General features: G+C 38.8%; 18 protein-coding genes and 1 pseudogene. 16 read left to right on the forward strand and 3 right to left on the reverse strand.

The genetic code is table 11. The features are described from left to right. Positions 1-297 (forward strand): annotated as a pseudogene (locus D469_RS22410) (hypothetical protein); the annotation flags it as partial. Positions 298-406: 109 nt separating this feature from the next. On the opposite strand, the gene D469_RS0118975 reads toward D469_RS22410, so the two are convergent. Continuing rightward, a complete protein-coding gene (locus D469_RS0118975; protein WP_018924964.1) occupies positions 407-1,585 on the reverse strand; it encodes an arabinan endo-1,5-alpha-L-arabinosidase in 1,179 nt (392 codons plus the stop codon). Between the two features lie 227 nt (positions 1,586-1,812). Further along, the gene (locus D469_RS20845) at positions 1,813-3,009 is read right to left on the reverse strand and encodes a sn-glycerol-1-phosphate dehydrogenase (RefSeq protein ID WP_018924965.1); all 1,197 of its coding nucleotides are present in this window, start codon (positions 3,007-3,009) and stop codon (positions 1,813-1,815) included. 454 nt (positions 3,010-3,463) lie between these two features. Between D469_RS20845 and D469_RS0118985 the strand changes: the two genes are divergently transcribed. The 10 genes from D469_RS0118985 (at position 3,464) to D469_RS0119030 (ending at position 15,104) form a co-directional block, all read left to right on the forward strand. Continuing rightward, positions 3,464-4,810: an ABC transporter substrate-binding protein gene (locus D469_RS0118985; RefSeq protein WP_018924966.1), complete on the forward strand. Its 1,347-nt coding sequence runs from the start codon at positions 3,464-3,466 to the stop codon at positions 4,808-4,810. A 75-nt stretch (positions 4,811-4,885) separates the two neighbouring features. Next, positions 4,886-5,827 (forward strand): carbohydrate ABC transporter permease, encoded by a 942-nt coding sequence (locus D469_RS0118990; RefSeq protein WP_018924967.1) that lies wholly within the window; start codon positions 4,886-4,888, stop codon positions 5,825-5,827. A gap of 5 nt (positions 5,828-5,832) precedes the next feature. Next, positions 5,833-6,678 (forward strand): carbohydrate ABC transporter permease, encoded by an 846-nt coding sequence (locus D469_RS0118995; RefSeq protein WP_018924968.1) that lies wholly within the window; start codon positions 5,833-5,835, stop codon positions 6,676-6,678. A 32-nt stretch (positions 6,679-6,710) separates the two neighbouring features. Further along, positions 6,711-7,358, forward strand: coding sequence for a YesL family protein (locus tag D469_RS0119000; RefSeq protein WP_018924969.1), 648 nt, complete (start codon positions 6,711-6,713; stop codon positions 7,356-7,358). A gap of 15 nt (positions 7,359-7,373) precedes the next feature. After that, positions 7,374-8,894, forward strand: a complete 1,521-nt coding sequence (arfA, locus tag D469_RS0119005; protein WP_018924970.1) for an arabinosylfuranosidase ArfA — start codon at positions 7,374-7,376, stop codon at positions 8,892-8,894. 15 nt (positions 8,895-8,909) lie between these two features. Then, on the forward strand, positions 8,910-9,857 hold the full coding sequence (locus tag D469_RS0119010) for a glycoside hydrolase family 43 protein (protein ID WP_018924971.1): 948 nt from the start codon (positions 8,910-8,912) through the stop codon (positions 9,855-9,857). Between the two features lie 137 nt (positions 9,858-9,994). Next, positions 9,995-10,684, forward strand: a complete 690-nt coding sequence (gene araD, locus D469_RS0119015; protein WP_018924972.1) for an L-ribulose-5-phosphate 4-epimerase — start codon at positions 9,995-9,997, stop codon at positions 10,682-10,684. Positions 10,685-10,698: 14 nt separating this feature from the next. After that, positions 10,699-12,381 carry a ribulokinase gene (locus D469_RS0119020; protein ID WP_018924973.1) on the forward strand — a complete coding sequence of 561 codons (1,683 nt, stop codon included), beginning with the start codon at positions 10,699-10,701 and terminating at the stop codon, positions 12,379-12,381. Positions 12,382-12,455: 74 nt separating this feature from the next. Next, entirely contained in the window at positions 12,456-13,928 is a 1,473-nt protein-coding gene (gene araA, locus D469_RS0119025; RefSeq protein ID WP_018924974.1) for an L-arabinose isomerase, read from the forward strand. Positions 13,929-14,054: 126 nt separating this feature from the next. Beyond that, on the forward strand, positions 14,055-15,104 hold the full coding sequence (locus D469_RS0119030; protein ID WP_018924975.1) for an aldose epimerase family protein: 1,050 nt from the start codon (positions 14,055-14,057) through the stop codon (positions 15,102-15,104). 175 nt (positions 15,105-15,279) lie between these two features. On the opposite strand, the gene D469_RS0119035 is transcribed toward D469_RS0119030, so the two are convergent. Continuing rightward, positions 15,280-16,389, reverse strand: coding sequence for a GntR family transcriptional regulator (locus D469_RS0119035; RefSeq protein ID WP_018924976.1), 1,110 nt, complete (start codon positions 16,387-16,389; stop codon positions 15,280-15,282). A 385-nt stretch (positions 16,390-16,774) separates the two neighbouring features. Between D469_RS0119035 and D469_RS0119040 the strand changes: the two genes are divergently transcribed. The 5 genes from D469_RS0119040 to D469_RS0119060 all read left to right on the forward strand — a co-directional run. Next, positions 16,775-18,193 carry a sigma-54 interaction domain-containing protein gene (locus D469_RS0119040; protein WP_018924977.1) on the forward strand — a complete coding sequence of 473 codons (1,419 nt, stop codon included), beginning with the start codon at positions 16,775-16,777 and terminating at the stop codon, positions 18,191-18,193. 244 nt (positions 18,194-18,437) lie between these two features. Then, positions 18,438-19,730 (forward strand): CitMHS family transporter, encoded by a 1,293-nt coding sequence (locus tag D469_RS0119045; protein WP_018924978.1) that lies wholly within the window; start codon positions 18,438-18,440, stop codon positions 19,728-19,730. A 12-nt stretch (positions 19,731-19,742) separates the two neighbouring features. Then, positions 19,743-21,065 carry an acyclic terpene utilization AtuA family protein gene (locus D469_RS0119050; RefSeq protein WP_018924979.1) on the forward strand — a complete coding sequence of 441 codons (1,323 nt, stop codon included), beginning with the start codon at positions 19,743-19,745 and terminating at the stop codon, positions 21,063-21,065. Then, complete coding sequence (locus D469_RS0119055) at positions 21,055-21,393, forward strand: AtuA-related protein (RefSeq protein WP_018924980.1); 339 nt, start codon at positions 21,055-21,057, stop codon at positions 21,391-21,393. Before D469_RS0119050 ends, D469_RS0119055 begins: the two co-directional genes overlap by 11 nt. Positions 21,394-21,578: 185 nt before the next feature. Further along, positions 21,579-22,064, forward strand: a 486-nt coding sequence (locus tag D469_RS0119060) for an AEC family transporter (protein WP_018924981.1), incomplete at its 3' end; no start/stop codon positions are given.

Below are 22,064 nucleotides of genomic sequence, written 5' to 3' on the forward strand. Positions count from 1 at the left end.
CCTGAATGGGGAAAGCAGCTGAAGACTTATTATGCCGGCCTTGTAGCGTCAGCAGTTGGAATTAAAGTATTTATGCTTCCAATGGTTGCCTTTTTACTTCTTCCGATCATTGATTTGCCTGCTGATGTGCAACAAATTGTCGTTATTCAAGCGTGTATGCCAACTTTTATCATGGCAGCGGTTCTGTTTGAGAAGTATTCAGGCAATGGGAAGCTCGGTATGATGACGATTATATTAGCTGCAGCAGCAAGTCTTATTGTGATTCCATTGATTATATTTCTTTCTTTTCTCCTGTAGTAGCCAAGTGTTATGGTTCATTTAATTTTCACTAAAAAAGCGGCCTCGGGTGTTTAAGTCCTCAAGACCGCTTGAAACACCTTCATTTTTAGGTTTTCTTTCCCTGAGCTTACTGTTCCTCACTTACTATCGGCCAGCCTTTATCTGTCCAGCCAATTTTACGGATTTGCATTCGAATGATACCATTGTCATCACCGTCATAGTAATGGTGAATTAAATAATGTTCGCCATCTTCTTCATATACGTCTTGGCCACCAGGACCAATTTGTGGATCCTCGCTGTCCAAAATAATGGTTCCTCCACCTGCTATATCATTTTCTCCTTTAAGCTCATTGCCTTCCTCGTCTTCATAAGGACCTTCTACAGATTCCGCCCGTCCTGCAGCTATTTTGTAAGTGCTGTCTGTTCCTTCACAACATGTATCCCAAGAGGTGAAGAGATAATAATAGCCATCTCTTTCAAAAATATTAGGGGCTTCAATTGCATTGGGGGGTTCATTGCGATCAGCGATCCAATGTCGGTCGTTTTCCAGCGAACGCATGTCTTCAGATAATTGTTGTAGTTGAATACCTTCCCAATAAGAACCAAAGGTCATCCACCAATTCCCATCTTTATCTTGAAAAACAGATGGATCAATTGCATTATAATCATCCTCTGGACTTGTTTCTGTTACAATGCCATGATCTTCCCAGCTTTCAATATCTCCTGGATCGGAGGTGCTTGCTACGCCAATAGCTGAATTGTTTGTACCAAATTGGGAAACAGCATAATATAAATAAAAAGTATCCTCTTTCTCTACAACATCAGGGGCCCATAAATGGGTGGGCAACTCTTCCTCCTCGTTCCAATTAAATTCATGTACCCAATCAGGCACAGGAATTTCTCCTATTGATTCCCAATCCCCTTCAAGGGTTTCTTCTGATTTTCTGACATAAATACCGCCAGGGTCTTCGCCATCACGGGAAATGCCGGTAGAGAAAACATAGTACGTATCTTCTGCTTTAATTAAAGCTGGGTCATGTACCGGATCATCTTCAATCACTGCACCATCTTCATTTTCTTCATAATTGCCAATATCTCCACTCATTTCTAACTTTTTAAAGTTAGAAGTAGTGAGGTTTTCTGTTTCTTCATCGCTGGAATCGTCTTCTACACTTTCTTCTGCATCTCCTGTTGGTTCTTCCCCCAAAGTTGCTGCTTCTTCATCTTCTTCAGTAGCGCAGGCCGATATCAAAAGTAAAAAAAATCCCCAAACAATTAGTTTCGCCAAGAGAGAATACTGTTTCATGTTTTCCTCCATTTCTTTTTGTTTTTATTAAAAAACACAATGGTTAGAGGTAGTTAATATTAATCCCTCCTTTTTTATTTGAAATCAAAATTTAAAAGTGTACAATTCTGAATTTTCATTTTGTTTCATTTTCTATTGTAAGGTTTGACTCTTTATTTGTCCATACATGAATTGTTTATTAGGAGGTTTTAAGTAAATATATACGTACATGTATTGAAGGGGGATATTTAAAACAAAAAGCAAGACTCATCCTTCCCGAGGTTAAGGTCCTCAAAATATTTTCTGGTTAAGCTATGATCATTTAAGTATTTTAGGCCTGTATAACGATCACGAATAGTGGAGGCTTGCAAGAGTAGAGCTAGCAATTCTTCATTTGATAACCCAAGTTGGTGGGCTTTAGTGGGGCATCCTACAGTGGCCAGTTTATTTTCAATAAATCCAGGATTAGGAAGGGTAAGGTAAGGGTTTTTGTACTGGGTCGGGATCGATTCGTCCATAGCTAATTTTTTATATAATTTAGTCATAATCAGAGTGGCCACTCCAACTTTGTTACCGTGTAGCATCTGGGGTTTATGTGTATTTACAGCTTGCATTTCAATCATATGTGAGAGGTGATGTTCTGCGCCAGATGCCGGCTTGGAATTTCCAACCAAAAGCATAGCTAAACCTGAATAAATTAGGGCTTCCATTAAGTAGTAAAGACCCTGGGGTCGATTCCTAGCTATTTTATCGACGTGGTTTAAACATTGGTGTAAAGCCTGCTCTGTAATCTTATAAGCATTTTCACAAAAAGTTTCATTGTTAATCAGAGCAGAAAATTTCCAATCGGCTAGAGAAGTGAATTTACCGACCATGTCCCCAAATCCGGCACCATTTAATTCAGGTGGACTTTTCTGTAATATATTAAGATCTGCAAATAAGGCAACTGGTGAAGAGGCTTGAATTGTTACTTTTCTTCCTTGAAGTAGTAATGGTGCCCCTGTAGAGGTGAAACCATCCACAGAAGCTGCAGTTGGCACAGAGAGAAAAGGGATCTGGGTTTTATGACTAACATACCGAACAATATCATGAATTGTTCCGGTCCCAACGGCAAGCAGGGCTTTTACATTGGTAGTTGTGTGGGTGAATAAATCATTTAGAGTCCGCTCATCTGCCACTACTTGTCCTAGTATGTCTTTTGGCAAAAGGTGAGCTTTATAGGATATCCTCTCATTTTCTAACAAAGCACAGAGAGTTGATCCTGCCGCTTCATAAGTCTTTTCATCGCAAACGATAAGTACATTCTTAAAGTTGTGTTTAATTAAATAAGCAGGAATGTTAGCAATGGCGCCACGAGAGATTATAAAAGATAATTCTTCAACATGGTGGGAATGACAATTGCAAATGATAGAGTCATTTAGATTTTCAGTACGTACATGTTTCATACAAAACCCCTCTCCGATTTACATAGTTTTTTAGCATGTACAACTTGTCACTTTTAATTGCTCGTACATTCATACAGGCTCAGTTAAAATAAAAATAAAGGACATAAATTATTATAAATGTTCGAACATGTTATGAGATTATCATAGTATATATTAAAAAGAACATACAAGATGCAATATCTTCTCCCCACAATATACCTGTAATTATAAAAATCTTTACTGGTTTACCGTCTTAAATAAGTATTAAATCGGCATTTAACATAGATGTAAAAGTGTTTTCAGAAATTTTTGAGATATCCTTGTAAATTCCAAAAAAAGAATATATAATAACAACAACTCATACGTACAAGTTAGGGAGGTGGTTATAAGAATTCATTATTTTTATTTATTCTCAGCAAAAATGTAAGCGCTATTAAATTGAATTTTTAGAGTCAACTAAATAAGGGGGATTACTATGAAAAGGTTTTATTTACTTTTATTCTCTAGTGCCGCCGCATTTACTCTATCGGCATGTGGAGGCTCAGAAGAAACAGAGGGAGATGGCGGAGATTTAGAAGAAGAAGTGGTTGTCGGTGAAGAAGAAGATGATGCTACAGACTTGACATTCTGGACATTTGAGGGACTGCATACGGCATTATTCGAAGAGGCAGCAGAAAGTTGGAATGAAGAAAATCCAGACGATCCAATTACCTTAACTGCTGAAGTATATCCATTTGACCAGATGCATAATAACTTGCTTTTATCTTTGCAATCAGGGTCTGGTGCACCAGATTTGGCAGACATTGAGATTAGCCAATTTGCTAATTACTTAGAGGGAGATATTCAACTTGAAGATATGAATGATCAAGTTGAACCTGTCATTGATGACATGGTAGAGGAGCGACTTGATATCTATGCCGAAGACGGTAACTATTATGGCATCCCTTCTCACGTTGGTCTTACAGTGATGTTCTATAATGAAGAGATTATGGACGAGGCAGGCGTTGATATAGATAGTATTGAGACATGGGATGATTATATTGAAGCGGGCGAACAAGTTGTTAGTGAAACAGACGCTACAATGACAACAGTTGAAGGTGATGAGCATTTTACCTTTTGGCCTTTAATTAGCCAAAGAGGATCAGACTATTTTGATGAAGATGGAAACGTGATTCTTGATAATGACGTAAACGTTGAAACTTTACAATTTATTTATGATTTGGTACATGAACATGAAATTGCTGAAATCACTCCAGGAGGAAATCACCATTCAGAAGACTATTACGGATTTATGAATGATGGGGGAGCAGCTTCACTCATGATGCCTATTTGGTACATGGGACCGTTTGTAGACCATATGGAAGACTTAGCAGGCAAAATGGAAATTCGACCACTTCCTGTTTGGGAAGAAGGCGGTAATAGAACAGCAGGTATGGGGGGGACAGGGACCGTTGTAACAAATCAATCAGAAGATCCAGAATTGGCTAAAGAGTTTTTGGCCCACGCTAAGCTCTCACAAGAAGGGAACATTAACTTATGGAGAATCATGGGCTTTGACCCGCCGCGGCATGATGTATGGGAGATGGATGAAATGAGGGAAGAGAATGAATACTATGATTATTTTCATGATGACCTTTTTGATTATCTCTTAGAAATTCAGGATGAAGTAGAAGATATTAATATCACACCTGATATCCCGGACATGCAAAACGAAATTCACACAAATGTTATGCACAACGTTCTAAGAGGTGAAACCCATACACCTGAAGAAGCCCTGGAAGAAGCGGCAGAAACTATTAGGCAAGGAGGAGCGGCACAATAAAAGAAGGAGGGGAAGCACCCTTTCCCCCTTCTCTTACACCAATAATTGAAAAATAAAGATTAAAGGAGGGGAAGCATGAACTCTTCATTAAGTACTCCTTCTCAGCAAATACCACCAGAAAAAAAGGGGAATAAGTTTACCAGTTTTTTTAATTCAAAAAAAGTAGCACCTTACGTGTTTGTTGTTCCCTTTATTTTATCTTTTTTAATTTTGTATCTTTACCCTTTTGTTTATGCAATTATTATGAGCTTTCAACAAGTTCTGCCTGGTCAAACTGAATTTATCGGTTTGCAAAACTATGAACGGTTAATGAATCCAACATTTTATAGAGCTGTTTTTAATACGACTATTTACGTAATTTGTACAGTCATTATTTTAGTTGTGGTACCGCTTCTATTAGCTGTCCTTTTAAACAGTCGTTTAACTAAGTTAAAAATCTTATTTCGAACAGCCTTTTTTATGCCTGCGTTAACCTCCGTAATTGTGGCTGGTGTCATCTTTAATATGATTTTTAGTGAATCTGACAGTGCTGCAGCTAACCAGGTATTGGCTTGGATAGGATTAGACTCAGTAGATTGGCAGTATAATGCAGTAACCGGAATGTTTCTTATGGTGGCACTTGCGTCTTGGCGTTGGATCGGAGTTAACATCATGTATTTTCTTGCGGCTCTTCAAAATATTTCTGATGACTTATACGAAGCGGCAGATATAGATGGGGCCAATGCCTTTCAAAAATTTTATTACGTAACTCTTCCAGCGTTAAAACCAATCGTCATTTTTGTATCTACCATAACCATTATTAACGGTTTTCGCATGTTTGAAGAAAGTTTTGTATTTTGGGAAACGAGCTCCCCAGGGAACATTGGTCTAACCGTTGTTGGTTATATTTATCAAGCAGGCATCCAACAAAATGACATGGGATTTGGCGCGGCAATTGGGGTCTTTTTAATGATTATTATCTTGGTTGTTAGCCTCATTCAATTAAAATTCTTTGGCGCATTCAAAAAGGATGAGTGATCTTCATGGATACAACTAAAAAAGAAAAAATACTATCCATCATTATTTTAATATGTATGGGGATAATGGCATTTATTGCACTATTTCCCATCCTTTCTTTGCTATTAGCATCTTTTCGATCGTCCTCTGTCTTGATGAGTGAAGGAATGACATTGATTTTTGACCCCGCTGAATTGAATTTAAATAATTACGAGTTCATTTTTTCAGAGGAAGGAATGGGATATTGGCGCTGGTATTTGAATAGTTTAATTATTTCTGCTGGCGTAATTGTATTTTCCTTATTTTTCTCTTCGATGGTTGGTTACGCTCTTGCGTTGTATGAGTTCAAAGGTCGTAACATAATCTTTTTATTAGTTTTGGTCATTTTAATGATCCCATTTGAAATTTTAATGCTTCCACTTTATCAAATGATGGTCTCGGGCCAAATAATAGACACCTATTTATCTGTGATGCTGCCATTATTGGTTGCACCGGTCGTTGTTTTTTTCTTTAGACAATATTGTTTAGGATTACCGAAGGAGTTAATGGATTCAGCACGTATTGATGGTTGCAGCGAGTATGGAATTTTTTTCAAGGTGATGGCTCCACTTATGTTGCCATCCTTTGCAGCTATGGCTATTTTTCAGGGGTTAATCAGCTGGAATAATTTTCTGTGGCCTTTAGTAGTTTTACGGTCCAATGATATGTTTACCCTACCCGTCGGATTGGCAACTTTGTTAACCCCGTATGGCAGTAACTATGATCTCCTATTTACAGGGTCAGTATTAGCCATACTTCCTATTATAATATTGTTTATTTTCTTCCAACGTTATTTTATATCTGGTTTAACAATGGGAGGCGTAAAGGGATAGTTTTCAACGAAAACCATGGGGGAGGGTTCAGTTTGAAACCTCAAATGACACAACAAATCGACACATACTTTAAATGGATAGCAAAACTCTCTTATTTAAACCTTCTCTGGCTAGGGTTTAGCGTACTTGGACTTTTAATCGGCGGCTTCTTTCCAGCAACAGCTGCTATGTTTAACATCTGCAGGAAGTGGGTTGTCGGTCAATCAACAGAAAGGTTATTTAATGAATTTGCTTATTATTTTAGAAAAGAATTTTGGAAAGCAAACTTTATTGGCTGGATAATGGTCGTATTGGGCGTCGTGCTTTATCTCAATTACAGAGTGCTAGAAGTTAGTGAAGGAGGATACCACCTTTCTGTTGTCTTTTCTTTCTATGTTCTCCTTTTTCTATATACTGTTGTAGTGGTAAATATTTTCGCTTATCTTGCTTTTTATGAATCTTCCTTGTGGATGGTTCTTAAAAACGCAATGATTATTGGACTGGTTCACTTCCCCTATACTTTAGCTATATTTATTACACTTGTAGGGCTTGTCTATGTCTCCTTAAGTTTACCTGCTATGATCTTGTTTTTTATTGGAAGTTTGGGTGCCTTATCGACCTCATGGTTATTTCATACGTCCATAAAAAAGCTTGAAGAGAAAAGGGCTCAATCTAATACCCTTGATGCTCAACAAAACTAAGAATTGGAGGACCCTATGAATAAGACACTAAAAGCAGAAATGATTATTGATAAGGATTATAAAATTTCTGAGATTGATCCCCGCATATACGGGTCATTTATTGAACATTTAGGGCGAGCTGTATATGGAGGATTATATGAACCAACTCATCCTACTGCGGACGAGGATGGTTTTCGGCAGGATGTTATTGAAGCAGTTAAGGAATTGCAAGTTCCAATTGTAAGGTACCCAGGTGGTAACATGGTTTCTGCTTACAATTGGGAAGACGGTGTAGGGCCAAAAGAAGAGCGGCCACACCGACTAGAATTAGCATGGCGAACGATAGAAACTAATCAAATCGGAACCAATGAATTTGCAAATTGGATAAATAAGGTAGGGGCAGACGCTATGCTTGCAGTTAACTTAGGAACTCGGGGGATCGATGCTGCAAGGAATTTATTGGAATATTGCAACCATCCAAGTGGTAGCTACTGGAGTGATTTGCGCAGGCAGCATGGTTATGAAAAACCTCATAATATCAAAACATGGTGTTTAGGAAATGAAATGGATGGGCCTTGGCAAATTGGAGGAAAAACGGCTGAAGAGTATGGCAGGCTTGCTTTTGAAACCGCCAAAGCGATGAAAACGGTTGACCCTTCAATTGAACTGGTGAGCTGTGGCAGTTCCAACTCAAATATGCCAACCTTCCCAGAGTGGGAACGTACTACTTTAGAGCACACATACGAGTATGCAGACTATATTTCTTTGCACCAATACTATGGAAATCATGCGAACGACACCTCGAATTATTTGGCAAAATCATTAGACATGAACGAGTTTATTAACACTGTTATTGCAACATGTGACTATATTAAGGGGAAAAAAAGAAGTAAAAAAGAGATTCATCTTAGTTTTGATGAATGGAATGTTTGGTACCATTCTACTCCTCATGATAAAACAATCGAACCCTGGCAAGTAGCACCACCCCAACTGGAAGATGTATACAATTTTGAGGATGCTTTGCTTGTAGGCTGTATGTTAAATACAATGCTTTACCATTCAAATCGAGTAAAAATTGCTTGTATGGCCCAACTTGTCAATGTGATCGCGCCTATTATGACAGAAAACGGCGGCGGTCTATGGAAACAAACAATTTTTTATCCTTATTACTACACCTCTGTTTATGGACGAGGAACGGCGCTAAGACCGGTAATATATTCACCGAAATACGACAGCATCGAATTTACAGACGTACCATATTTAGATGCCTCGGTAGTATTTAATGAGAATAAAGAAGAACTTGTTCTCTTTGGAATCAATCGACACTTAACCGAGAACATGGAGATTGTCTGTGATGTTCGCGGCTTTGAGGATTATACAATCTGTGAGCATGTTGTATTAGAACATGACGACCCAAAAGCAACGAATACGTTGCAGCAAGAACAAGTGAAACCACATAAGAATGGAGTTTCTCAACTAAACGATGGTTATTTGAATATTAAGTATTCTAATATGTCTTGGAATATGATTCGTCTTCAGAAAAAGAGTGATAAATAAAAGGAGGCAATTGAAATGACATTAATCCACGAATTTAAAAACCCATTGATAGAACAACGAGCAGATCCATGGATCTACCTTCATAATGATGGCTTTTATTATTTCACCGGATCCGTGCCTAGTTTTAATGAAATTGAAGTGCGGAGATCAACGACCTTAGAAGGGTTAAGGGAAGCCGAACCAGTAAGCGTTTGGAAAAGACCTGAAGAGGGTCCGTTAAGCGGTTATATTTGGGCACCAGAAATACATTATATCGATGGTAAATGGTACATTCATTTTGCTGCTTCAGAAAAAACTCTAGAAGACGAAGGTGAATTTGATCATCGAATGTATGTATTGGAATGTGAATCACAAAATCCGCTAGAGGGAAAATGGGAAGAAAAAGGTAAAATCAACACTAAATGGGAGTCTTTTTCACTAGACGCCACCACGTTTGCCTACAATGGAAAACGTTACTTGGTATGGGCCCAAAAAGACTCTTCTATCCCAGGGAATTCTAATGTGTACTTATCAGAGATGGAAAATCCATGGACATTAAAGGGAGACACAATCTTGCTCACATCACCGGAATATGAATGGGAAAAAATTGGGTTTCTAGTTAATGAAGGACCTGCTGTTTTAATAAGAGATAATAATATCTTTATTACTTATTCAGCTAGTGCCACGGACTATAATTATTGTATGGGATTACTGTGGGCCGATGGTGATAGTGATTTATTATCTGCTTCATCTTGGTCAAAGGCGGAGAAACCTGTGTTTGTTTCAAGTGAAAAAAACGGTCAATATGGGCCTGGGCATAATAGTTTTACCCGAACAAAGGATGGAGAAGACGTGCTGGTTTATCATGCCAGAAATTATAAAGAAATCGAGGGCAATCCATTAAAAGATCCGAATCGACATACTCGAGTAAAAACTTTTACTTGGGATGAAAAAGGCTTTCCGGTATTTGGGGAACCCCTTTAGAGAACATCAATAATGATATAGCTTTAAATGAACTTGTCCGTATAAATTATCGGCGTGATACTATTTTCTTCGCTTTTGTAGAACAAGTAAAGGGTTCTTTTTAGTTGAAAACTATGTGAATAAAGGGAGTGGACTCCATGCTAGAAGCTTTGAAAGAAAGGGTGCTCGAAGCTAATTTAGCATTGCAGCGGCATCAACTCGTACAGTTCACCTGGGGGAATGCTAGTGCAATCGATCGAGAAAATAATCTTGTAATTATTAAACCGAGTGGGGTTTCTTATGAAGAATTAACGCGAGACAGTATGGTTGTTCTTGATTTAGAAGGAAACATTGTTGAGGGGGCATTAAAACCCTCCTCTGATACTCCAACTCATCTTGTGTTATATAACCATTTCAAAGAGATAGGAGGAATTGTGCATACGCATTCTCCTTGGGCTACAAGTTGGGCGCAAGCAGGAATGGATTTACCTCCGCTTGGTACTACACATGCTGATTATTTTTATGGATCGATTCCTTGTACGAGGGCCATGACAAGTGAGGAAATCGCAACAGACTATGAAGTGGAAACAGGGCGAGTCATTGTCGAGACGTTCCAAGACGAGGATCCATTAAGAATTCCAAGCGTTTTAGTGAAAAGCCACGCACCATTTAATTGGGGTAAAGACCCTGAAGATGCTGTGCATAATGCAGTTGTGCTTGAAGAGACAGCACGTATTGCTTCTTGGACCTATCAATTGAACCCAAAGATTGAAAATATGGACCAGGCCTTATTGGATAAACACTTTCTAAGAAAGCATGGTGCGCATGCTTATTACGGACAATCATGAAAGGGGATGAAATGATGAATTCGAAGTATGCAATTGGTATTGATTTTGGCACAGAATCAGGACGTGCTGTTTTAATCGACTTATCCAATGGAAATGAAATTGCCGAACATGTCACCCCTTACCCTCATAAAGTTATTGACGAAGCCTTGCCTGATTCAGAGGTGAAACTAGGGACTGAATGGGCTTTGCAGCACCCAGGTGACTATTTACAAGTGTTAAAGCAATCCGTTCCTAAAGTAATGGAACAATCAAATGTGGATAAAGAAGAGGTCATCGGGTTAGGGATTGATTTTACAGCTTGTACTATGCTTCCGATCGATAAAAATGGAGAACCTCTTTGCTTTAATGAAACATATTCTCCCCGTCCGCATAGTTGGGTGAAATTATGGAAACATCATGCTGCCCAGGAAGAAGCAAATTTAATTAACAAAAAGGCAGAAGAGAGAGGAGAAAATTTTTTGCCTCGTTATGGTGGGAAACTCTCTTCTGAATGGATGATAGCTAAGATTTGGCAAGTTTTACGTGAGGATGCTGAAATATATGAACAAACAGACCAATTTGTAGAAGCGACAGATTGGGTTGTTTATCAAATGACAGGAAATTTTATCAGGAATAGTTGCACAGCTGGCTATAAATCGATTTGGCATAAACAAGAAGGATATCCGAGTAGAGATTTCTTTAAATCGCTAGACAATAGAATGGAAGATTTAATTGATACAAAACTCAGAGGTGAAATTGTCGCACTTGGTGATTCAGCGGGTGGGTTGACTGAAAAAATGGCCCAGCAAATGGGATTGGCTTCAGGAACTACAGTGGCTGTAGGGAATGTGGATGCACATGCGGCAGTACCAGGAGTAGGAGTTACGGAACCAGGAAAAATGGTAATGGCCATGGGCACCTCAATTTGCCATATGCTTCTTGGTAGAGAAGAGGTTCATGTTGAAGGCATGTGTGGTGTAGTAGAGGATGGGATTATTCCAGGCTATCTTGGTTACGAAGCAGGTCAATCTGCTGTTGGTGATATTTTTGCATGGTATGTGGATCAAGCCGTGCCAAAATACGTACATGACAAAGCTCAGAACGAAGGAGTGAATGTACACAAATGGTTAGAAGCACAGGCTAGTGAATACAAACCTGGGGAAACCGGCCTTTTGGCACTAGATTGGTGGAATGGTAACAGGTCTGTGCTCGTGGACACTGAATTAAGTGGATTGTTGGTGGGAGCCACCATTCTGACTAAGCCGGAAGAAATTTATCGTGCCTTACTAGAATCTACAGCGTTTGGAACGAAAACAATTATTGATGCTTTTCATGAAAGCAACGTAGCTGTTGATGAACTTTATGTGTGTGGAGGTTTGCCTCAAAAAAATGATTTATTAATGCAAATCTATGCAGATGTGACAAATCGCCCTATTAAAGTAGCCAATTCCAGCCAGACACCAGCATTAGGGGCAGCTATGTTTGCAGCTGTAGCAGCCGGTTCTAAAAATGGGGGCTATGAGAATATAGTAGAGGCCGCTAACCATATGGCTCAAGTCAAAGATGAAATCTATCAACCAAGACCCGAAAATGTAGCAGTGTACGAAGAACTTTATAAAGAATATAGAAGATTACATGATTATTTTGGACGGGGTGCAAATGATGTAATGAAACGGTTAAAAAACATACAAGAGACAGTAGAACCCAGTTTTGTATAAATCATTGGCCAATATAGATGCGAAAAGGAAAGAGTTAATCGGAACCAGTTCGGTTATATTAGGGAGGAAATAGCATGGGAAAACAGGGCGCATATGAATTTTGGTTTGTGACCGGAAGCCAGCATTTATATGGTTCAGAATCACTTCAAGAAGTAGAAGAACATTCAAAACGGATGGTTGAGGGACTAAATGAGAAAGCTAATCTGCCGTCTCCGCTCATTTTTAAAGAGGTTTCAACCAACTCAGAGTCGATTCGCAAGCTAATTTTAGAAGCAAATCGAAAGGAAGAGTGCGCTGGTCTAATAACTTGGATGCATACATTTTCACCAGCTAAAATGTGGATTGCTGGTCTAAGCGAACTTAATAAACCAATGCTTCACTTGCATACTCAATTTAATCAGGACATTCCATGGGATAGTATTGATATGGATTTTATGAACTTAAACCAGTCGGCTCATGGAGATCGAGAATATGGGTTTATGAACACTCGGATGAATATCGCTCGAAAAGTAGTGGTAGGCCATTGGCAGCAAGATAGTGTTCAAGAACGTATCAAGTCGTGGATGTTCACTGCCTCCGCTCACCAAGAGAGCAAGTTTCTAAAAGTTGCGCGTTTCAGTGACAATATGCGAGGGGTTGCAGTTACTGAAGGAGATAAAGTTGAAGCACAAATTAAGTTCGGTTGGAGTGTTCATGCCTTTGGGATTGGTGATCTTGTTGAGAAAATCAATCAGGTAGAGGAACACCGGGTTAGGAACCTCTTAGAAGAGTATGAGGAACTGTATCACTTTGATATGAATAATAAAACTATTTACCAATCTACTTTTGAGCAAGCTAGAATTGAAATTGGGTTAAAGGAATTTCTGGATGAAGGAGGGTTTAAAGCATTTACAACAAACTTTGAAGACCTTCATGGCATGAAACAGCTTCCAGGGTTAGCCGTTCAACGCTTAATGGAACAAGGGTATGGTTTTGGTGGTGAAGGAGATTGGAAGACAGCTGCGTTGGTTCGATTAATGAAAGTAATGGCCGGTAACCGGGGAACATCATTTATGGAAGACTACACCTATCATTTAGAGCCAGGAAATGAACTAGTATTAGGCTCACACATGCTAGAAGTTTGTCCAACCATTGCTTCAACTAAACCTGAGGTTCAAGTTCAACCCCTTTCCATGGGAGGAAAAGAAGATCCTTCTCGTCTTGTGTTTAACAGTCAAGCTGGAAAAGCATTGAATGCTTCTTTAGTGGATATGGGTGGGAGGTTTCGTTTAGTTATTAATGAAGTAGAAGCGGTACCAAGTGAAAAAGAGATGCCGAATTTGCCAGTAGCAAGGGTGCTTTGGAAGCCTCAGCCAACATTTGCTGAATCTGCGGAAGCATGGATTTATGCTGGAGGGGCTCACCATACAGCCTTTAGTTATCATGTATCAACGGAACAGCTGATAGACTGGGCTGAAACGGTGGGAATTGAATGTGTGGTAATTGATGCTTCTACCGAAGTTTCCGCATTTAGAAAAGAATTGCAATGGAATCAAGCAATTTGGTAAAGGACCACAGAACTGCTTAGAGGTTTTTGTAATAAAACCTCTAATTGTATGAACCGAATAATGGTTGTTACATGTACCATTATCGACAGACAATAAAATAAGCAAGGAAGTTTATAAGGAGATCATATGATATCTAAAAATATAGTGTCCTCTTTTAATGGGATTCCTGTTACAGCCTATACTATGGAAAATAGCAATGGCATGAAAGTGAAAGCACTAGATTATGGTTGCGTCATTTTAGAAATACTTGTGCCCGACCAAGAAGGAAATGTTGAAAATGTGGTCCTTAGATACGACGAGATATCAATGTATGAAAAGAATCCAGGATTTTTAGGAGCTATTATTGGAAGAACAGCCGGGCGTACTCAAGATGGAAAATTACCGTTGACTAATCACACTTATTACTTACAGCAAAATGAGGGAAAACATCACCTGCATGGAGGATATGAGTGCCTTTCTCATGTACATTGGAATGTGATTACAGAAATTCAGGACAATGAACAAATAATCTATTTTCATTATACGAGTAAAGAAGGGGAGGGGGGCTATCCTGGAAAGGTAGATTGTTATATTACTTACCGTTTAGACAATACTAATAAATTTATTATCGAATATAAAGCGGTAACAGATAAGGAAACTGCTATTAATTTCACGAATCATTCCTATTTTAACCTAAGCGGAAATGCTAAGAGAACGATTGAAAATCACGATTTAGAAATAGATAGTGAGAGATTTTTGGAACTTACCCATGAATTAATTCCAACAGGTGAAGTATTAGAAGTAGGCTCGCACCCAGCTTTTGATTTTAGAAAATCAAAGAAAATTAAAGATAGCTTATCTCAGCGAGACGAACAGATAAAACGTGCTGGTGGGATTGATCATCCCTTTATAATAAATCAGGCGAAAAAAAAGGCTGTCGTTCTTTTTGACGAAAAAAGTGGTAGGAAATTGGAGATTGAAACGGATGATCCAGCCATTGTATGTTACTCAGGAAATCAACTGACTGGAAATCCCCCTATTTCTAATCGCAAGGCAATAAAACACCTAGGAATTTGTCTAGAAGCCCAACAGGTCCCTAACTCCTACTTTTTGCCGGATTTTGAGCCGCCAATAATAAAAGCCACTGAAACTTATTATAAAAAAACGGTTTTCTCTTTTTCCAATTGCACCAGGTAATAAAAAAGATTTATATCAAATGAAATCCCTGGCATGGTTTAAAGAAACTTGCCAGGGATTTTGTTTACCTTAAACTTTAGAATTAGGGAAGAAAGGGATTCAACCAACTCGTAAAAGCAGCCTAGCTAAGATGCTAGTCATCATCTGAAATAAATTCGCCTAAATAGTAGTAGGGTCAAATAGTTTCTTCGGAAGACTTTAAGGGAGATGAAGAGGTACGAACAACTAATTCGGGTTCATAAACAATTGAGTTAGTCGCGTTATCATTCATTTTGCTATTTTCCACCATATCTACAATCATTTCAGCGGCTTTTTCTCCCATCTTCATTTTAGGGTGGGCTACGGAAGTGAATTTTATTTCTGTGGCTTCTGTGAAGTGAGAGTTATCAAAACCTATAATTGAAATATTTTCCGGGACTTTTAAATTTAGACCTCTGATAACTTTCAATACTTGGATAACCAGTTCATCATTATAACAAACAATTCCAGTAGGTCTCCCAGTTTTATTATCTAAAAGTTTGTTAATCTTTTCAGAAGGTTTACTATCTTTTTCTTCTGTGGCATACGTTATTAAGTTTTCCGGATGTATATTTAGCCGGTGTTTACGGTGTGCTTTTACAAATCCTTTCATTCTCTTTACACCTTGTAAGTCATCAGTTTTAAATATACCCACAACATTCTCATGACCTTGTGAAAGCAGGTGATCTGTAGATAAGTAGGCTCCTTTTTCATCATCCATGATTATGCTTGGTGGTTCTAGTTCCTCATAATAAGCATTTATCATAACGTAGGGTATACCAAGGTTTTCAAGATTTAAATAATAATTGATATTAGGATTGGTAAAAGCACTTTTAGTAGGTTCAACAATAATGCCATCCACTTTTTGGCTTAATATATTTTCTAGAGCCATCCGTTCTTTATTAAAATCATTATTAGTACTAAACAAGATGACATTATACCCTCGTTCACTCAAGTAGCTTTCCGCTCCTCGAATAAGATGCGGAAAGATATAATCTGAGATATAGGTAGTAATCAAAGCGATGTTCTTAGGAGCAGAAGTAGAATTATTATGGGAACGATCCGCGCAAAATGTACCAGCTCCATGTTCTCTATAAAGCCACCCTTCACTAACTAATTCTCCTATAGCTTGTCGAATTGTATGCCGGCTTACTTTAAACTGTTCCATTAGTTTATGTTCTGAACTGATTTTTTGATATGGTTGGTAAGAACCGTCTAAGATTTTAGACTTTAAGTGTTGCTTTACCGTTTTGTATTTTGGAGTCAAGGAAGTATTCACCTCAGTTTAAAGTCTCTTTTTTAAGAATTCTAGTGAACAGTTTGATAAGTTAAATTGAACATGTTACTTTAATCATACACCACTTGACCGTACAACTCAAATTAAATAAGCAAAATAAAAAGGAAGCTATGGCATGGGAAGAAGAGTTAGCAATAGACATGCTTTAAACATTATATTCTAACTGTATAATTTTTAGAAAAGGTAAATTAAATCGCCCCTTAATTATCTGAATATATTCAATTTTAAAACATTATGAAATAATAGCCCATATAGTAGTTGCAACCAAATATTCTTAGTAGAAGGCAATAATGGTGGAGGAACTTTATAGATCAAGCATTCTTTTCACTGAAAGGCACAAGGGGGTTTTTAAAAGATGAAACAGCATTTTGTTTTTCCAAGTCAGCTGAGTTTAAATGGGAGTCAGCTGGAATGGTTGCAGCAAATTATAGTTTCAATTCATGATGGGGTACTTGTTATTGACGCCGAAGGAATTGTTCGGATGATTAACCCGGAATACACGAGAATTACCGGGGTACAACCAGGACAGATTGTAGGGAAATCTTTGTTGAGTGTTCGTCCAGGTGCTCAACTTGTAAATGTACTTAAAGACGGTAAAAGTGTAGCTGGATTGTACCGAAAAGAAAAAAATCAAGAATATGTAGTAGACATGGCACCGATTCATGTTAACAACGAAATTATTGGCGCTGTCTCTATTTGTAAGAGTATTAATGAAATACAACATTTAAGCGCTGAATTAGAACGTAAGAATGCTCAACTAAATCAATTAAAAAAAACGGTAAACTCCATACATGAAGCTAAATATACATTCAATCAAATTATTGGGGCAGCTGGTGACTTGCGTCCTGTTGTGGAAAAGGCAGAAAAAGCTGCGGAGTCAGAATTACCGGTGTTAATCACTGGAGAGAGTGGGACGGGGAAGGAATTATTCGCACAATCTATTCACAATCAAAGTGTACGGGCAAACAAGCCTTTCATAGCGGTGAATTGTGCAGCTCTTCCAGACTCTTTAATGGAAAGTGAAATGTTTGGTTATCAGGAGGGAGCTTTTACAAACTCCAAAAAAGGCGGAAAACTTGGCATGTTTGAACTTGCCGACCAAGGAACGATCTTTTTAGATGAAATCGGGGAATTATCATTTGATCTGCAAGCAAAGCTTTTACGGGTGCTACAGGAACAAAGAATTCGGCGCATTGGCGAAGAGGAAGAGCGTAAAATCAATGTACGTCTAATCTCAGCTACTAATAAAGATTTAACGCAATTGATTGCTAAAAAACACTTTCGTGAAGATGTTTTTTACCGATTGAATGTGCTAAATATTAATATTCCACCCGTTCGCAGGAGAAAGGCAGACCTTCGTGACCTCGTTTATTGTTTAATGAAACAGGCGGAGCGAAAAGTTCCTCGATTGGCGGGAAACGTGAAAATATCCGAGCAGGTTATCAAAATGGTGGAACAACATGATTGGCCAGGCAATGTTAGAGAGTTAAAAAACGCTATTGAATATGCACTTTGTATGGCAGAAGGTCCAGAATTAAAACCTGAATATTTTCCAGAAACGATTACAAAGCACTTCCGGGGGGAGAAGGAACCACGTAATCAAAATGTTCATACTTCGTTGAAAGGCGTTCTTTCTCAAGCGGAAAAAGATCACCTGTACAACATTCTTTCTCAGTATGACCCAGGGGTGGAAGGAAAGAAACAAGCAGCAACTGCCTTAGGCATTTCGCTCGCAAGTTTATATAACAAAATGAAAAAATATAATCTTAAGTAATTTTTCTAAACGATTAGAAATCTTTCTTTTTGAATTATAAAAATGTAGAATCCCTTCCTCAAAAGTTTTTCCTTTCTTTATTTGAAGTTTTCAATTTCAATCTTTCTAAGAAAGTAGAAATCAAAGATTAGAAAACGCTTATTTGTAAGCGTTTTCTTTTTGGCATGAAGCTTGCAATGTATAGATTGCAACTTTGGCTCTGAATGCACAACTTTTAGAGTTGTCACATTTAAAGGGGGACAATATGTTAGCTTTTCTCGGTTTTGCGACTATTGTTGTTTTTCTTGCTCTTATTCTAACGAAGACAGTCTCTGTAATTGTTGCTTTAATTCTTGTTCCGCTCATCTTTGCTGTAATAGGCGGTTTAGGCCCTGAGCTGGGCACTCTTATGATAGAAGGTATAGAGAGTGTGGCTCCAACAGGCATAATGCTGGCCTTTGCGATACTATTTTTCGGTATCATGGGCAATGCCGGCTTATTTGACCCTATCATTTCTAGAGTTTTAGCTTTGGTAAAAGGAGACCCTCAAAAAATTGCTGTAGGCACCGTTATTATTGCTATGTGTACGCATTTAGATGGATCTGGGGCTTCCACCTTTTTAATTACAATACCAGCACTATTACCTATCTATGATCGCATCGGCATGAGCAGGATTGTATTAGCTGGCCTGGTAGCTCTTGGTACAGGGGTAATGAATATGGTGCCGTGGGGTGGGCCGACGGCAAGAGCCGGTACTTCACTAGGAATTGACCCAAACGCGATTTTTACTCCGCTTTTACCTGCTATGGTAGCTGGTATTCTTTGGGTGTTATTCGCAGCTTATTTAATTGGACGTAAAGAACGTCAACGCTTAGGGATTGCAGATGTAGAATTTGATTTAAAAAAAGAGCTGACCGAGGAAGAGCTGGCGATGAGACGGCCAAAATTGTTCTGGTTTAATTTAGCTCTTACTGTATTAACGATTATAGCCCTCATTCAAGAGTGGTTGCCGCTACCAATTGTATTTATGGTCGCATTTTCGGTTGCTTTGCTTATTAACTATCCAAAAGTAGAAGATCAGCAGGACCAAGTGAAATCTCAGGCCCTGGGGATGGTAACAGTCGTTTCCATTATTTTTGCCGCGGGAATTTTTACAGGCATATTAACAGGAAGTGGGATGATTGAGGCTATGGCATTAGCAGCCGTTAATGTTATCCCAGAAAGTATTGGTGCTTTTACAGCAATTATAGTCGCTATTATCGGCATGCCATTAAGTTTAATGTTTACGCCAGACGCTTATTATTTCGGTGTTTTACCTGTTCTTAGTCAGTCTGCCGAAATGTATGGAATTGAAGCTATTCAAGTGGCTCAAGCTTCAATATTGGGGCAGATGACTACAGGATTCCCATTAAGTCCGCTCACAGCCTCTACTTTCCTGTTGATCGGATTAGCTAAAGTTGAATTGGGTGACCATCAGAAGTTCGTTTTTAAATGGGCTTTTGGTACAACAATTGTTATGACAATTGTAGCAGTTATCACAGGGGTGTTATCACTTTAAAGGAGGAGCACAATGCTGAAGATAGGAAGTGGTGCAGGGTTTTCAGGTGATCGAATCGACCCTGCTGTAGAATTAGCACGGGAAGTAGACCTAGATTATCTAGTTTTAGAATGTCTGGCAGAACGGACTATAGCCAAGGCTCAAAAAGAAAAAAAACAGAATAGCACTCGTGGATATGACCCTTTTTTAATAAGAAGGATAAAGCCTCTTCTTACTCTTATAGACAAAAAACGCTTTACTTTAATTTCAAATATGGGAGCAGCTAATCCTTCCGCTGCAGGTACAGCACTTATAGAAATGGCCGCCTCATTTAATATAAGTTTAAAGGTGGCCGTAGTAACAGGAGATGATGTATTGCAACTTGTATCTGGAGAGGAGCTGGTACTGGAGACAAATGAAAAACTGCAACATTATACCCCTTTTATATCCGCCAATGCTTATTTAGGCATTGATTCGATGCTTCCGGCTTTTGAATTTGATCCAGACATTATCATTACTGGGAGAGTAGCTGATCCTTCACTCTTTTTGGCTCCAATGGTTTATCACTATGGGTGGGACCAAAGAAACTGCGACTTGCTTGGCCAAGGAACATTAATTGGACATTTGCTTGAGTGTGCAGGACAAATAACGGGAGGATATTTTGCAGACCCAGGAATAAAAGATGTGCCAAACCTGGCTGAACTAGGTTTTCCCTTTGCAATAATTGAAGAAGATGGAACAGCTATTATCACTAAACCGGAAAATTCAGGAGGGATCATCAATGAACATACCGTAAAAGAACAATTATTATATGAAGTTCATGACCCTTCATCTTATATAACGCCAGATGTTACAGCTGATTTTTCCAAAGTGGAAATTAAAGAAATCGCAGAAAATAAGGTACAAATAAAAGGGGGAGCTGGCAAGCAAAAGTCAGCTAATTATAAAGTATCCATTGGCTATTTTGCTGGTCATACGGGAGAAGGAGAAATTTCATATGCCGGTGCCTCCGCGTATGAACGCGCGCAATTAGCGGGAGAGATTGTCAAGAAAAGACTGGCTGCACACCAGGTGTACCCGCAAATAGAAATGGCAGGAGTAGACACTTTACATGGGGTTGCCCTCACTGTTTCACATCCTTATGAAGTAAGGCTACGAGTGGCAGCCAGGTGCGACACCAAAGAGCAGGCAGATTTGGTTGGAGAGGAAGTAGAAGCGTTGTATACGAACGGGCCATTCGGAGGAGGGGGAGCTCGTAAATTCACCCATGAATGTGTTGGGATCTTATCTACTTTACTTTCAAGAAAAGACGTAGATACCAGGGTGCAAGTGGAGGTGCATAGCATTGAAAAATAAAAAAATTAAATTATATGAAATAGCCCATAGTCGTGCCGGGGACAAAGGAAATATTCTCAACCTTTCTCTTATCCCGTACCAAGATAGTCACTATGCCTGGCTCTTACAAGAAGTAACCGAAGAAAATGTAAAGCAGCATCTTGCCCATCTTATCACCGGAAAAGTTACTCGCTATAAGCTCCCAAATTTGCATGCTCTTAACTTTGTATGCGACAGCAGTCTAGGCGGGGGGGTTACAACCTCATTACGTATTGATGCACATGGTAAGTCATTAAGCAGTGCGTTATTAGAAATGGAGATTCCACCGCCAATCACTATGAAAAAGTAAATAAATGAAAAATCATATAAGTATGTGTCAAGAAACTGTCTTAATCCCTGTTGGGGCCAGGCAGTTTTTCCTTGTGTAAGATGGGCTACACTTTTGAATCTTTTCCTTCTAAGCAGGTACCATGTATGATGAAATTATCGGTTTCATATTTAATAATAGTTAACTAATTAAAAGAGGCGATTCCCATGAACGGTTTAGAAATGATCCAGCCGGTGCTTGTCATGGCGACGATTGTCTTGCTTGGCTACCTGGTGACGTTTAAGGTGCAGGTCACAAGTGAAATTAAGCAATTTATCGCTTTTGTTGTTATTAACTTTGCTCTTCCGGCAGTTGTAGTGAACAGTATATTTCAGGCTGAATTTGATGCTGAAATGTGGCGGCAGCTAATCTTGGTGTTTTTGATCGGACTAATGTTAAATATCGTAGGGGTCGGAACCGGTTACATATCTGGTAAACTGTTGAAGTATACAGAAGAAGAAGCCAGGCAGTTGGCTGTGCTGGCAGGTCTAGGTAATACAGGTTTTATAGGAATTCCTCTTACAGTAATGATCTTTGGTTCAGAAGCAGGAGTATTTGCTGCCATTTATGATGCCACTACTGTGCTTACAGTGTTTACGCTAGGTATTGTTTTGCTTCAGCAAGGAAGCTTCCGATTTGGCCAGCTGAAATCA

The organism is Salsuginibacillus kocurii DSM 18087 (assembly GCF_000377705.1).
Lineage (GTDB): Bacteria > Bacillota > Bacilli > Bacillales > Marinococcaceae > Salsuginibacillus > Salsuginibacillus kocurii.

Coding starts and splice junctions, on each gene's coding strand:
- D469_RS0118975 (WP_018924964.1), bottom strand. CDS start 1,585: ATGAAACAGTATTCTCTCTTGGCGAAACTAATTGTTTGGGGATTTTTT.
- D469_RS20845 (WP_018924965.1), bottom strand. CDS start 3,009: ATGAAACATGTACGTACTGAAAATCTAAATGACTCTATCATTTGCAAT.
- D469_RS0118985 (WP_018924966.1), top strand. CDS start 3,464: ATGAAAAGGTTTTATTTACTTTTATTCTCTAGTGCCGCCGCATTTACT.
- D469_RS0118990 (WP_018924967.1), top strand. CDS start 4,886: ATGAACTCTTCATTAAGTACTCCTTCTCAGCAAATACCACCAGAAAAA.
- D469_RS0118995 (WP_018924968.1), top strand. CDS start 5,833: ATGGATACAACTAAAAAAGAAAAAATACTATCCATCATTATTTTAATA.
- arfA (WP_018924970.1), top strand. CDS start 7,374: ATGAATAAGACACTAAAAGCAGAAATGATTATTGATAAGGATTATAAA.
- D469_RS0119010 (WP_018924971.1), top strand. CDS start 8,910: ATGACATTAATCCACGAATTTAAAAACCCATTGATAGAACAACGAGCA.
- araD (WP_018924972.1), top strand. CDS start 9,995: ATGCTAGAAGCTTTGAAAGAAAGGGTGCTCGAAGCTAATTTAGCATTG.
- D469_RS0119020 (WP_018924973.1), top strand. CDS start 10,699: ATGAATTCGAAGTATGCAATTGGTATTGATTTTGGCACAGAATCAGGA.
- araA (WP_018924974.1), top strand. CDS start 12,456: ATGGGAAAACAGGGCGCATATGAATTTTGGTTTGTGACCGGAAGCCAG.
- D469_RS0119030 (WP_018924975.1), top strand. CDS start 14,055: ATGATATCTAAAAATATAGTGTCCTCTTTTAATGGGATTCCTGTTACA.
- D469_RS0119040 (WP_018924977.1), top strand. CDS start 16,775: ATGAAACAGCATTTTGTTTTTCCAAGTCAGCTGAGTTTAAATGGGAGT.
- D469_RS0119045 (WP_018924978.1), top strand. CDS start 18,438: ATGTTAGCTTTTCTCGGTTTTGCGACTATTGTTGTTTTTCTTGCTCTT.
- D469_RS0119050 (WP_018924979.1), top strand. CDS start 19,743: ATGCTGAAGATAGGAAGTGGTGCAGGGTTTTCAGGTGATCGAATCGAC.